This is a genomic window from Ruegeria sp. Ofav3-42 (genome assembly GCF_022347725.1).
In the GTDB taxonomy this organism is placed as follows: Bacteria; Pseudomonadota; Alphaproteobacteria; order Rhodobacterales; family Rhodobacteraceae; genus Ruegeria.
This window is the reverse complement of sequence record NZ_JAKRGB010000012.1, coordinates 1-12,702: the sequence shown is the minus strand read 5'-3', so window position 1 is coordinate 12,702 and position 12,702 is coordinate 1. Positions and strand designations below refer to the sequence as shown.

10 protein-coding genes and 5 pseudogenes are annotated in these 12,702 nt (G+C 55.0%); 12 read left to right on the top strand and 3 right to left on the bottom strand.

From position 1 onward, the window contains the following. Positions 1-200: 200 nt before the first annotated feature. The 9 genes and pseudogenes from MHN28_RS17060 to MHN28_RS17025 form a co-directional block, all read left to right on the top strand. A pseudogene (locus MHN28_RS17060) lies at positions 201-872 on the top strand (helix-turn-helix domain-containing protein); the annotation flags it as partial. A 63-nt stretch (positions 873-935) separates the two neighbouring features. Beyond that, positions 936-2,077, top strand: a protein-coding gene (locus tag MHN28_RS17055) for an IS3 family transposase (RefSeq protein ID WP_239343780.1) whose coding sequence is annotated in 2 segments (ribosomal slippage) — positions 936-1,182 and positions 1,182-2,077 — 1,143 coding nt in all. Because the reading frame shifts where the segments join, the coding sequence is not laid out codon by codon here. 60 nt (positions 2,078-2,137) lie between these two features. Further along, positions 2,138-2,365: pseudogene (locus MHN28_RS17050) on the top strand (integrase core domain-containing protein); the annotation flags it as partial. A 471-nt stretch (positions 2,366-2,836) separates the two neighbouring features. Next, entirely contained in the window at positions 2,837-3,718 is an 882-nt protein-coding gene (locus MHN28_RS17045) for a hypothetical protein (protein ID WP_239343779.1), read from the top strand. 77 nt (positions 3,719-3,795) lie between these two features. After that, a complete protein-coding gene (gene nadA / locus MHN28_RS17040) occupies positions 3,796-4,767 on the top strand; it encodes a quinolinate synthase NadA (RefSeq protein ID WP_239343778.1) in 972 nt (323 codons plus the stop codon). Further along, the gene (locus MHN28_RS17035; protein ID WP_239343777.1) at positions 4,764-6,302 is read left to right on the top strand and encodes an L-aspartate oxidase; all 1,539 of its coding nucleotides are present in this window, start codon (positions 4,764-4,766) and stop codon (positions 6,300-6,302) included. The genes nadA and MHN28_RS17035 overlap by 4 nt, the downstream gene beginning before the upstream one ends. A 3-nt stretch (positions 6,303-6,305) precedes the next feature. Next, positions 6,306-7,175 (top strand): carboxylating nicotinate-nucleotide diphosphorylase, encoded by an 870-nt coding sequence (gene nadC, locus MHN28_RS17030; RefSeq protein ID WP_239343776.1) that lies wholly within the window; start codon positions 6,306-6,308, stop codon positions 7,173-7,175. Positions 7,176-7,620: 445 nt separating this feature from the next. Further along, positions 7,621-8,085: pseudogene (locus MHN28_RS25070) on the top strand (DDE-type integrase/transposase/recombinase). A gap of 18 nt (positions 8,086-8,103) precedes the next feature. After that, positions 8,104-8,814: an IS6 family transposase gene (locus tag MHN28_RS17025; protein WP_239343775.1), complete on the top strand. Its 711-nt coding sequence runs from the start codon at positions 8,104-8,106 to the stop codon at positions 8,812-8,814. A gap of 111 nt (positions 8,815-8,925) precedes the next feature. Here MHN28_RS17025 and MHN28_RS17020 read toward each other — a convergent pair whose 3' ends face one another. After that, positions 8,926-9,621 (bottom strand): RES family NAD+ phosphorylase, encoded by a 696-nt coding sequence (locus MHN28_RS17020; RefSeq protein WP_239343774.1) that lies wholly within the window; start codon positions 9,619-9,621, stop codon positions 8,926-8,928. Beyond that, the gene (locus MHN28_RS17015) at positions 9,618-10,007 is read right to left on the bottom strand and encodes an MbcA/ParS/Xre antitoxin family protein (protein WP_239343773.1); all 390 of its coding nucleotides are present in this window, start codon (positions 10,005-10,007) and stop codon (positions 9,618-9,620) included. The genes MHN28_RS17020 and MHN28_RS17015 overlap by 4 nt, the downstream gene beginning before the upstream one ends. Positions 10,008-10,844: 837 nt before the next feature. On the opposite strand from MHN28_RS17015, the gene MHN28_RS17010 reads away from it, so the two are divergent. After that, positions 10,845-10,991: a hypothetical protein gene (locus MHN28_RS17010; RefSeq protein WP_239343772.1), complete on the top strand. Its 147-nt coding sequence runs from the start codon at positions 10,845-10,847 to the stop codon at positions 10,989-10,991. A 123-nt stretch (positions 10,992-11,114) separates the two neighbouring features. Here MHN28_RS17010 and MHN28_RS17005 read toward each other — a convergent pair. Beyond that, positions 11,115-11,780, bottom strand: a pseudogene (locus MHN28_RS17005) (DUF4158 domain-containing protein); the annotation flags it as partial. 124 nt (positions 11,781-11,904) lie between these two features. Between MHN28_RS17005 and MHN28_RS17000 the strand changes: the two are divergent. Then, positions 11,905-12,294 (top strand): annotated as a pseudogene (locus tag MHN28_RS17000) (recombinase family protein); the annotation flags it as partial. After that, positions 12,271-12,456 carry a helix-turn-helix domain-containing protein gene (locus MHN28_RS25065; RefSeq protein ID WP_370645743.1) on the top strand — a complete coding sequence of 62 codons (186 nt, stop codon included), beginning with the start codon at positions 12,271-12,273 and terminating at the stop codon, positions 12,454-12,456. The pseudogene MHN28_RS17000 and the gene MHN28_RS25065, both read left to right, overlap by 24 nt. The last annotated feature ends 246 nt before the right edge of the window (positions 12,457-12,702 follow it).

Sequence of the window (12,702 nt, the reverse complement as noted above, 5' to 3'; positions counted from 1 at the left end):
GTTCTTAGCATGATCAACGGCTAGGGTACTGATCTCTGACATGGTGGTTCTCTTCAGCAGACGACATCAGTGCATTGTCGCACGTTTCGATGCCGTCTGGTCGGGAGAACCTCCACACCGTCACAGTTCAGGTTGTAGATATGCCGTTACTTGCGGGACATTTCCTTTTACCTCCCAACGTTGGGAAGAACGAGATGACGATGAATCAGGACAAACGCGAGGTTCGGCGCAAATTACGGATACTCCGCCACGCTGAAGAAACCGGTCGTGTTGTGAAGACATGTCGGTATTTTGTAATAGCAAGATCGACATTTTATCGATGGCGCCAGGCTTATGCGGAACGCGGCGAGGCTGGGCTGGTTAATGCGCCCCCGATCCCACGGTGGCACGCCAACAGAACGCCGCTCGAGCGTGAAGAGAAGGTGCTGCATCTTCGTTGCAAGTATCATCTGGGGCCAATGCGAATTGTCTGGTACCTTGAGCGCTATCACGGGACTAAGATATCTGATGCGACTGTTTCTCGGATTCTTCGTCGCCATGGTATGAACCGTCTTCCACGCGGCACCCGCATGCGCAAGGTTCATACGAAACGATATCAAAAGCAGGTCCCAGGACATCATATCCAGATGGACGTCAAGTTCTTGACCTTCAAAGGCAAAAAGGGAGAAAAAGTACGGCGCTTCTAGTTCACTGCAATCGATGACGCGACCCGTGTACGCGCCCCGAAAGTCTACGAGAAACATACGCAGGCCAATGCCATCGATTTCGTCAATCACGTGATCGAAAAATTCCCCTTTCGCATTCGCGAAATCAGGACCGATAACGGCCATGAATTCAAGGCGAAGTTCCATTGGCATGTCGAAGACTTGGGTGACCCAGCCCCCTGAAAACAGGCCACTTAGGTGCTAGTAATTCGTCCAATCAAAGGATGGACTATGAAACGCAGATTTTCAGACGAACAGATCATTGGAATGATCAAGGAATACGAGGCTGGAGTTAAAGCACAGGAGCTGTGCCGTAAGTACGGGATCAGCGATGCCACGTTCTACAAATACAAGGCCAGGTTCGGCGGGATGAACGTGTCGGATGCTAAAAAGCTGCGTGCACTTGAGGATGAGAACAACCGCCTGAAGCGCATGCTGGCAGATGCGATGCTCGACAATGCGGCATTGAAGGATCTCGCGACAAAAAACTACTGACGCCCGATGTCAAAAGACGGGCCGTGTCAGACGTAATGGATCGACACGGCCTGTCTGAACGTCGGGCGTGTGAACTGGCTGACCTGCATCGATCTGTCTTCCAGTACCAAAAGCAAGATCGGGGCGATGATGCCTTGCGCAGACGATTGCGCGAACTGGCAAATGAACGACGCCGGTTCGGGTATCGCCGTCTGGGCATCCTATTGGCCAGAGAGGGCTTTGAAGTGAACCACAAGAAGCTGTTCCGTCTCTACCGTGAGGAAGGATTGGTTGTACGCCGTCGACGGTCGCGCAAACGAGCTCTGGGCACGCGAAGGCCCATTCTTGTGCCGGATCGGGCCAACCAGCGGTGGTCGCTAGACTTTGTGTCCGACGCCTTTGAGGATGGTCGGCGGTTCCGCGTGTTGTGCATCGTGGATGACTGCACCCGAGAGGCACTGGCAACTGTCGTGGATCGTTCGTTGTCAGGTGCGCGGATGACCCGTGAACTGGATGATCTGATCCGCAGGCGTGGCCAGCCGGACATGATTGTCAGCGATAATGGAACGGAAATGACATCTCATGCCGTACTTCGATGGTGCCAGAACACTGGCGTTGGCTGGCACTACATCGCACCAGGCAAACCCATGCAGAACGCATTCGTGGAAAGCTTCAATGGCCGACTGCGTGATGAATGCCTGAACGAACATATCTTCGGCAATCTCGCAGAGGCCCGAAAGATCATTGAAACTTGGAGGATCGACTACAACACCCAGAGACCACACACATCGCTTGGCGGACTGGCACCGGCCGTCTACGCCAATCTCAACCGTGCCACCCGGCCTGCCTCGCTTGAGCTACGCAAAGGCTCCGCTCAGCAGGCCTTGACCGCAACCTAATCACGAGAAAGAAACAGGAACGGATTCTAAATCCAAACAGCCCGTTTAGGGGGCTGGGTCATGGGCATTCGACACGCCTACATTCGCCGGGCAACGCCACAGTTGAACGGAAAAGTCGAACGATCACACCGATCAGACCAACAGGAATTCTATCAACTTCTCAGTTACAAAGGCGACGTCGATCTCGAAGCCAAACTCGATGAATGGGAAAGCTTCTACAACTTCCACAGACCACACGGCGCTCACAACGGCAAAACGCCTTACGAAGCACCTAGGGAAAAGCTATAGTCAAACTGCGAGGTGCCCCGTAGGTAACCGCCCCTTACACACAGGAGATTGCTCAATCTGCGTTGTTCTTGTTGTCGGGTAGAGCAAGCTATGTGACCAGTTAGCCGTAGACGGCGGCATGGCTACCCGCTTGCTTTAAACCTTCGCCGGTAGTTGCTTTGTTATGATACGCAGAACCCTCCACATTTCTGAAGCCAGAAAGCAGGCCTGCGAAGTTCCGTTTTAAGGGCGAAATCAGCGTCAGCGTTAACTTCGACCGACGCGGCTTTGTCTGCAAAACGGGTCTGCGAAGTCGATACATTCAAAATTGGTTCCTGAAGCTACTACGGCACTTTGGTCGGTAACGCTGGGCTCGCATGTTCCGCGTAGGTTGAGTCGCTTTGGCATTTTCCGCAAGCAAAGGCTTAAGATACAGGTTAGAAAGCAACTTTGAGACCAATGTCCAACGACATTCAACACATAGGAATTTCCTTGCCAAGCGGACTAGCCCCTGCCGAACTGATTGCCATCCTGACCGCCGTTACTGATAACCAGCCGCGGGTCATGACCCTACGCGGCGGCGAGGCGCTACCCTCGGGTCCTTTCGAATCCTCTCATCGCAGCCTTCAGAGTAGCCTGCGCGCCTGGATTGAGGCCCAGACCGGCCATCCTGTGGGTTATCTCGAACAGCTATATACCTTTGCGGACAGGGATCGCGATCCGCGTTCGGATGATGCCGCCCCCTCACAGCGTATCTCGATCAGTTACCTCGGGCTGGTGCGGGAGCAAGACGCCGCCGGAGCCGGACGCCCCGCGTGGCGGAGCTGGTATCAGTATTTTCCATGGGAGGATCATCGCGACCGACCGCCCGAGGAATTGCCACGCATTACCGAACGTCTCACTGCTTGGGCGGGGAGTGATCCGCTAAAGGTCCAGCGTGTTGACTATCTGTTCGGTCTGAATGGAAAGACCTGGAATGAAGAGCTGGTTTTGCAGCGTTATGAGCTGATGTACGAAGCCGGGCTGGTTGACGCTCCGGAGTTTGGCCGTCCCATGGCGGGCGACAACCGTCGCATCCTTGCCACCGGCATTTCGCGCTTGCGGGCCAAGATCAAGTATTCTCCGGTGGTGTTCGAACTCATGCCCGAAAGCTTCACCCTGCTACAGCTGCAGCGCACGGTCGAAGCGCTGTCCGGCCTGCACCTGCACAAACCCAATTTCCGCCGCCAAATCGACCAGCAGGAACTGGTTGAAGAGACCGGTGAAATATCCAGCGGTACCGGTGGCCGCCCGGCGCGTCTGTTCCGATATCGGCCCGCCATTCTTGAGGCCCGCATGCTGTCGGGCGCAAGATTGCCTCTCTCCAGGTCCTGAACTTCGGTTGACATAATCTCGAATCGAGAATAACCATAGCTCCAATGTACTCGAATCGAGTATAAATGGAGAAGCCAATGAGAGAATTTCGCCTTCCGGAGCTCTATGACCGGGTTAAACAGGTCATCCCGGCACCTGAATGGATGCTGTTTGAAGGCGATCTGGAAGCCATTCTCGAACTCAAGCGCGAGAAGAATGCGGTCATCCTAGCCCACAACTACCAGACGCCGGAAATCTTCCACGGCGTGGCTGATATCATGGGCGACAGCCTTGCCCTAGCGCGCGAAGCCGTAGAGGTTGATGCTGATATCATTGTGCTGGCGGGTGTGCATTTCATGGCCGAGACCGCCAAGCTGCTAAACCCAGAGAAGACTGTTTTGATCCCCGATACGGGAGCGGGATGCTCGTTGGCCGACTCCATCACGCCCGAGGATATTGCATTGCTGCGCCAAGCCCATCCTGGCGTACCGGTGATCACTTATGTCAACACGTCGGCAGCAGTTAAGGCGGCGTCGGATATCTGCTGCACGTCCGGCAACGCGGTGAAAGTGGTGGAGTCCCTGGGGGTTCCGCGCGTGCTGATGATTCCGGATGAATATCTCGCCAGGAATGTCGCCAAAGAAACCGATGTCGAATTGATTGCGTGGCACGGGCATTGCGAAGTGCACGAGTTGTTCACCGCTGACGACGTGCGGGCCATGCGCGATGCATGGCCCGGCGTCACGGTACTCGCCCATCCGGAATGCCCGCCTGACGTGGTGGCCGAGGCGGATTTTTCGGGCTCAACTGCCGTGATGTCCGATTTCGTCGGTGACAAAAAACCGGCGCGGGTTTGCCTGCTTACTGAATGCTCCATGAGTGACAATGTGGCTCTGAATCACCCCGATGTGGAGTTCGTGCGTCCCTGCAACCTTTGCCCGCATATGAAGCGCATCAGCCTGCGCAATATCCGCGAAGCGCTGGAATTTGGCTGCCATGAAGTCACCGTCGAACCCGCCATCGCCGAAGATGCACGTCGCTCGGTAGAGCGTATGCTGGCGGTGAAATGATCCGTCTCGAAGGGCTTCATGGCCAAACAGTCATCGTCGGCAGCGGCATTGCCGGGTTGGTGGCGGCACTGGAAATGGCGCCGCAACCAGTGGTGCTGATCACCCGCGCAGGGTTGGGGCAGGAATGCTCCAGCGCCTGGGCGCAAGGCGGGATCGCCGCTGCCTTGGAAGCCGATGACAGCCCGGCGCAACATCTTGCCGATACTCTGCGGGCCGGGGACGGGCTGTGCGATGAAACCGTCGCTTCGGGCATCCTCTCAGAAGCGCAAGAAGCGATCGCTTTACTGGAGAGCTATGGCGTTCGCTTCGACAGAACCGCAGACGGAGTTTTTTCCCTGGGGCGCGAGGCGGCGCATTCCCACCGGCGCATTCTGCATGTTGGTGGCGACCGCACTGGTTCCTCCATCACGTCGACCCTGACACGCGCGGTGCCTCAATGCCCCTCAATCACCTGCCTGACCGACATCAACGCCCAGCGATTGGTGACGACTGACGGGCATATCACCGGCATTCAATTGCAAAAAAATGATTATGCCGAAGTTCTGCGCACCGCGCAGGTCATCATCGCTACTGGCGGCTGCGGTGGTTTATATGACGCCAGCACCAACCCTTCAGGCAATTTTGGCCAGGGTGTTATGATGGCGGCGCGCGCTGGTGCAGCCTTGCGCGATATGGAATTCATGCAGTTTCACCCCACCGCCCTGGACACCCCACAAACACCTATGGCTTTGGTCAGCGAAGCCGTGCGGGGTGAGGGGGCCATCCTGATCGACCAGACTGGCAGGCGCTTCATGGCGCAAGTTCCAGGCGCGGAACTGGCCCCGCGAGACGTAGTTGCGCGGGCCGTGCATCAAATCATCTCACGCGGCGGGCGAGCATTTCTTGATGCCCGCGCAACGATTGGGTCTGATTTTGCCCAAAACTTCCCCGGCATTCATGCATTATGTGCTATCAGTGGTGTTGACCCGGCACGCGACCCGATACCGATCCGTCCGGTGGCGCATTACCATATGGGCGGCATAGCCACTGACAAGGATGGGCGAAGCACCCTGCACGGCCTTTGGGCCATTGGCGAATGCGCTGCAACAGGCTTGCATGGTGCAAATCGCCTTGCCAGCAACTCTTTGCTGGAAACTGTGGTGATGGGGCGTCGCGCCGCGCGCGACGTAGCCGGGCGCGGGATGCGAACCCTGCCGACAGCTCCCAAGTCTGATTTGTTGCCCGATAATGATCTTGGGCCTGTCCGGCCAGTGGTTTCAAAATACCTGGGCGTGGTCCGTAACGAGATGGGCTTGCGCTGTGCCATCTCAAAGCTGTTGCCGTTGGTCGAAACCTACGGGCGCGGCTCAGACCCGGCCCTCGTGGCGCTTGCAATCGCGGTCTTCGCCAATCTGCGCTGTGAATCGCGCGGCGGACACTACCGCAGCGACTTTCCAGACCCTTCATCCCAATCCCAATCATATCTGATGACTCTGACCGAAATTCTCGCCCATGCGGGATCGGCCCGCCAAGACCCCCTTTTGAGGACTGCCTGAACCATGACCGACATGCCCCTTGCCCAGTTGCCCCGGACGATGCTGGAGCCGGTAATCCGCCGCGCACTTGATGAGGATCTGGGGCTCGCCGGTGACGTCACCTCGACCGCGGTTATTCCAAAGGGTCATGCCTCGGAAGTCGTGGCCTGCGCGCGTCAATCTGGTCGCATTGCCGGGCTGGATTGCGCCGAACTGGCCTGCACTTTGGTTGACCCGGCTATTAGAGTGACCCGCCACGTCGACGATGGCGATCCTGTTGTGTCCGGCACGGTGATCGCAACTTTCGAGGGCCCGTCACGCAGCCTGCTGATCGCCGAGCGCACCGCACTCAACTTTATGGGGCACCTATCTGGCATTGCCAGTGTGACCGCCGATCTGGTGCGTCGCGTCGAAGGCACACGCGCTGCTATCGCCTGCACCCGCAAGACGACCCCCGGTTTGCGCGCGCTCGAAAAATATGCCGTGCGGGCAGGCGGCGGTATGAACCATCGCTATTCCCTGAGCGACGCCGTGCTGATCAAAGACAACCACATCGCCATTGCGGGAGGTGTTGGCCCGGCCCTGACCAGGGCGAAGCAGGCGGTCGGTCATATGGTCAAAATCGAGATCGAGGTAGACACACTGGAGCAACTGGCTAAGGTTTTGAAGATCGGTGCCGATGCGGTACTGCTCGACAACATGGATCCGGCAACCCTAAGCGACGCAGTAAGTATGATCGACGGGCAGGCCATTGCCGAAGCCTCGGGCGGGATCACCCCGGACAGCGTACGCGCGGTGGCAGAAGCCGGGGTCGATCTAATTTCGATGGGCTGGATCACCCATAGCGCACCCTGTCTAGATATCGGTCTGGATTTCGTAGGCAAACAAGGATGAGCCCGCGCACATATTCCTGGCCCCTGCCAAGCGGGTGATTTCATTCCATTCAGCGTGAACTCAACAAGCCTTGGAACAATTTTTTCACGCACCGAGCAGCCGTCGCGTAGGGCCGTGTCGCGGTATTGCGGCAGCCAGGTGAACGTAAGCTGAGCCCAAAGCCGCCGTCAGCTGGCTTCGCTCCTTTGCGGGATGTGGCGCAAACTTTGGCGCCAGATTGACAGCCATGTAGTTTTAACGTTTGTTCCCATCGAAGAGTTTTTGATCAGGTTTTAGCAAGAGCTCATTGAAGGCGTGCCATTTCTCCGGCGCGGCAACTCTATACGCATTGTATTTAAATCTGGGATACACAGTATCGTACCGGGATCTGGAAAAAATCATGGACGGACACGGTGCACGGGTTGACCAAGTCACTCTCAACAGTTGGGTTACGAAATATTAGCCGGTGGTCGTTGTTTGGGCACAATCGAACGAGCGTTGGACGCAAAATTCCTGGCGTACGGACAAATCCTACCGTGGTGTGCGCGGCAAGTGGATGTATCTCTGTCGAGCGGATGGCAGGACAGGCGGCACCCTTGATTTCATGCTGTCCGAGCAGAGGATCGGTCCGGCGGCGACCAGGTTCTTTGCCAAAGCCCTGTCTTCAAATGGATTCCCAGGCAAATTCGTGGTCGATTAGATCAGTGCCAATAAGGCGGGCATTCGCAAGGTGAACCGGATCCTGAAGTGATTTGGTTGCCCGGTCAAAGTAAAAACAGTCAAATCGAAGTTCTTGAGCAACATGATCGAACGGAATCATCAGGTCTTAAAGCGCCGTGTTCGGCACATGAGCGGTTTTAAGTCTTTCGTATCTGCCTCTGCTACTTTGGATGACATCGAATGGTATTGCCAAGTTGTTCAGGCTGAGTGATCCAGCTATGTGGCGCTAATGAACATCCCAACGATCATGCCACGCCTTAAAGGCTTTCGTTTTCCGCGTGAGATCATTGCTTACGCGGTGTGGGCTTACCATCGCTTTGCGTTGAGCACTGCTGACGTCGAGGATCTGTTGGCCGCGAGGGGCGTGATCGTCAGCCGGGAAGCAGTTCGGCTGTGGGTCAATCGCTTTGGTCGACACTTTGCAGATTGCGTCAGGCGCGATCGTCAAAGGCCGAATGACAAGTGGCACATGGATGAGGTTGTGATCATGATCCGAGGCAAGAAGCACTGGTTGTGGCGCGCGATCGCCGCAAACGGCGACACGCTCGACATTCTCGTGCAGACTCGCCGAAACGCGAAAGCTGCAAAGCGCTTCTTCAGGTGGCTGGTTGCCAAATTCGGCGAACCCAGAGTCGTCATTACAGACAAACTGCGCAGCTATATCAAACCAATCAATGTACTGGCACCTGACGCTGACCACCGAGCCCACAAAGGCCTCAATAACGCGATCGAAGTCTCGCACCGACCAACCCGAAAAAGAGAGAAGCTATTCGGCAAGTTTAAGTCTCATTTACAGGCTCAGAGATTTCTTTCCGCGCATGACCAAATCAACCTGATCTTTCGCCCCCGTCGTTATCAACTCACTGCTGCCTCATACCGCCACGCCCGTTCCGACGCGTTCAACCTCTGGGTCGATTACACTGCGGAAATGACCGCCTGAACCTGCCTATGCAAATACCTCAAAGTCTCACGGCAACAACTTGGCAATACCTCGAGCTCAAATCACAATATTTTACAACCCCCGCCAACATGGGCGGGGGTTTTCTCTAAACTAGGCTACGTTTTCGATTGTGTAGCTTGGGGTTCCCTGCCATTTCAGATCCCACTTGGCCCCAGGCGTCACATTCTGAATTGCATTGGGGTCAAAACAAACCAGGCAGTTTCCTTCTGGCGCACGAACTGAAGGATAAATTAGACCGCGTGATCCTCCTCGGCGAAGATCCTCAGCGAGACTTTGACCGGCTTTGTACCCAACATTCGGATCTGGATGAAGTGCTTCGTGGTCAACTTCATCCCTCATATCATCGAACTGGCCAATGAAGTCTGCTCGAATCTCCACGTATCGTGCCTCATCTTCAAATGTTCCGGCAAATTCAAGCTCTCGTGTGCGATGAAAAGCAACTTCGGCGATTGAGACTTGGACATCCCAAGCACAATACCATGCCCCCCGGTTTTCAGTGTTGAAGCGGTTTCCACCTTTTCGAGTGTAAGTAAAGGCAGCGTTTACATGAGTGTTTCCATAAACGCGTAGATCTGATTTGCGGCGATACCACGCGAGTTCCCGCGGATCAAAGTGTGGGTTTCTCCCAGCTTCAGCTGACAGACGCACGCTTGTAAGACCTTCGATTTCAGCCAGAATATCAGCCTCATCGTCACTATCCATCAATCCACGAAGAACTGGCGGCTTGTGATAAGTTGCTGGAAGAAGACGAATGAGTCCGCGATCAGTTAGATTGGTTTCTTTCACGCACCACCTCGCAGGGCATCCAAGTAAGTCCTGATATTCAGGATTTGGGGTAAGCCGCCTTCAATCGCAGTATCAATTGGGCGCAAACCGTCGAACAACGGGCCGGTATTTGCGCGAGTCATCCATTTCTCAGCAAGTTGCGTAGAGAAATACAACTCCAATGATTCGTAAATTCCGATCACCGCAGACAAACGAAGCATTTGGTCCTTACTCAGCTCACCAGCGAATCCGGGTTTCTTTGCCCGTTTCCAGGTGCTCTCGGACATATCCGCAAGCTGCGCGGCCTCTTTCTGACTTAGGCCCCATCGATCAGAGATGCGAGCATATCCCTTAAGGGCCGCAGCGGTCATCTCACCTGGTGAATATTTCTTCTCTGCTATTTGCATTTGATCACTCCTTAGGTCCATATAAGTCCATTTGACCCTAATGTAAAGGCCATATGAGCTAATCAGCTTCGCAAAGTAGTTTCCTTTGCATCATTTACTACAAAAGGCTGGGGTTTTCTTTTGCCACGGCCTCAGGCCCGCTGCCTGACGAATGTCGATCAGGCAAGCAAAACGGTCACGCAGCAGTACAGAACAACCTACATAGCCAAAATTCAGTCGGCAGTGATTTCAACAACCAGGTAGGCGCATCAAACTTTTTGCGCAGATTGTTTGGAGCAAATGCACGTCGGGTCCATCTCCTGCCCACACAAACAATACGGAGCACAAAAATGAATACAGGCCTCATCCTTCTCGTCGTTGCGACACCTTACATTCGAGCCGTCACAGACCTTCTGCGAGCCATGACCGCTCATCGCCTCGCTATTCATCAGACCACTAAGAAGGAAGAGAAAGAGCAGCCTAAATAGGGTTGCTCAGGCTCACCAAATACAATCCCGTTTGTCCCCTGCACCGCCATGTCACACACAGCTGCACCATCACCCAGTCGATCACCAAGGCCCGTGTTCTGCCGACCTTGACTGCGCCTGTTTAACAAATGATTTTCTGGGACAATTTCTGCATCAGCAAAATCAAGAGCTTACGAGGTGGACAACCCAGTAGCTTCAAAGAGTACACCGTCACCAGATTATCTTATGGTACGATCCTGCCCCCTACCGGAATCTAACCCTAATGGATTTTGACTTCTGTCAGCCGTTCAAGGTTGTCCCCAATTCCCCACTCCAAGGGTCTGTTTGCCAGTCATATCTTGAGGTCACCCTAGCAACGAAAGGACAGCACATGGGACGCTACAAAGGCAACGATCACAGCCAGGACGAAAACGACAACCACTCGGATCAGATGAACCCGAACAACGACACATACTGGTCCGACCGCGGCCATGAGGAGCGGCCGGATGACTGGGAAAGCGCCTACGACGACGATTAAGGGGTCAAAGCGGGATAGTGGGAGATCTCCAGATTCAGAGCCTCCTGCAACCTCTCTTTAGGCATTGCCTGAAGAACACCCGTCAGTCGGCTTGCCGCCAAGACCAAATAAGTTGGCAATGCCGTCGGCAGAGTTCTTACCCACCTCAAACTGCCGCAACCAGATGAACCGGCTGACCCGACCATCTACTTCTTCGGACAGCAAGCTATCGAGCTGGGCGCGCATTATTGCATCAAGATGACCCGCAATGCGAGCGTCAACCCTGCGTTCCGCAGCGACCAACGCATCCGCACAGTGACGTTCTATGACCGAGATACCCGGTAGGATGATTAGCCGCCTGCGGCATTCCTCCACGAATCCGCGCACCAGACCCTCACTGGATTGCGCCGATTCAGAATTCTGATCCAGCAACTTCCGAAGTTTCTTGGCACGCTTGCCGGAGAACATCTTGTACCCGTACATCTTGCGCAGAACGTCCAGATGTTCGCGGCGAGTCTTCTCCCGCGCGGCATATGGCAGGAGATCATCCGGCTTCAGTCCGAGTTGCGCGGCCACAAAACGAGACAACGGCTCGGGGATCACCTCGCCAGCCTTCAGCAATCGGCCTGGATACCGGAAGGCACAAAGTTGAAGGATAAAGCCGATCTGGTTTTCTGGTCGCCGCCGCGTGCGGATATGTTCAATATCTTCATCATCCAGTGTGTAATGCCGAAGTGGTGCAATTTCATCCATTGGAAGATCAAATAGCGCCGCGCGTTGGCGCGCAGTTAATACCGCTCGATGTGCCATCGGATTGCTCTTTCTTTATGAAATGGAGTCTTTGAAAGTGAACATGTTGAGACCATCCGCTTGCCATGTTTTTTCAATGTCTCAATATGGCAGTCTCACAAGTCCTTAATCTATATGAGACCCCATGGCTAAAGTCGGATATGCCCGCGTCAGTTCAGTTGGACAATCTTTGGATGTGCAGCGGGAGAAACTGAGCGACTGCGACAAGCTGTTTGAAGAAAAGCGAAGCGGCACCACCAATACCCGTCCGCAACTCAAATAGTGCCTGGGATACGTTCGGGACGGCGACCAGCTGATCGTGACTCGCATAGACCGATTGGCGCGCTCAACTCTGCACATGTGCCAGATCGCCAAGACCCTGCGCGACAAGGGCGTTGATCTGGTCGTCCTTGATCAAAATATCGACACATCAGACGCAACCGGGCGGCTGCTATTCAACATGCTGGGAGCCATCGGTCAGTTCGAAACCGAAATCCGCGCCGCGCGTCAAATGGACGGGATTAAGAAAGCTAAGGATCGCGGTGTTCAATTCGGAAAGCGCCCTGCGCTTACTGACGATCAGATCGTAGAACTGCGCGCAAAACGCGCGCGGGGCACCTTAATCAAGGACCTCATGGCTGAATACAGCCTCTCTAAGGCCACTATTTATCGATATCTCGCCGAAAGCGGAGCCTGAGCGCATTTCCAGAACCTCAATCCGACCTTAACGCCCTATTCGGCACTCAGCCGGAGTCGACCCCTCTTTGGAAAAGATCTGAAGCCCAGCGTCAATCGGCATCCAATATCTTATTCAGGTCGTTCCTGTAGGCCAGAACCTCGTGCCGGATCGCGTCTTTTAAAAGTTCAGCGGCCCCTTCGACCTCACGGTCGAGGGGGACAACGAATCCGACCGGAACCGTTTGCCGAGTTTTGAGGCGGCGCA

Bases quoted from the DNA above. Each gene is read 5' to 3' on its own strand.
- MHN28_RS25065 (WP_370645743.1), top strand. From the start codon at position 12,271: ATGGACGGGATTAAGAAAGCTAAGGATCGCGGTGTTCAATTCGGAAAG.
- MHN28_RS17015 (WP_239343773.1), bottom strand. From the start codon at position 10,007: ATGCAAATAGCAGAGAAGAAATATTCACCAGGTGAGATGACCGCTGCG.
- nadC (WP_239343776.1), top strand. From the start codon at position 6,306: ATGACCGACATGCCCCTTGCCCAGTTGCCCCGGACGATGCTGGAGCCG.
- nadA (WP_239343778.1), top strand. From the start codon at position 3,796: ATGAGAGAATTTCGCCTTCCGGAGCTCTATGACCGGGTTAAACAGGTC.
- MHN28_RS17010 (WP_239343772.1), top strand. From the start codon at position 10,845: ATGGGACGCTACAAAGGCAACGATCACAGCCAGGACGAAAACGACAAC.
- MHN28_RS17025 (WP_239343775.1), top strand. From the start codon at position 8,104: ATGAACATCCCAACGATCATGCCACGCCTTAAAGGCTTTCGTTTTCCG.
- MHN28_RS17035 (WP_239343777.1), top strand. From the start codon at position 4,764: ATGATCCGTCTCGAAGGGCTTCATGGCCAAACAGTCATCGTCGGCAGC.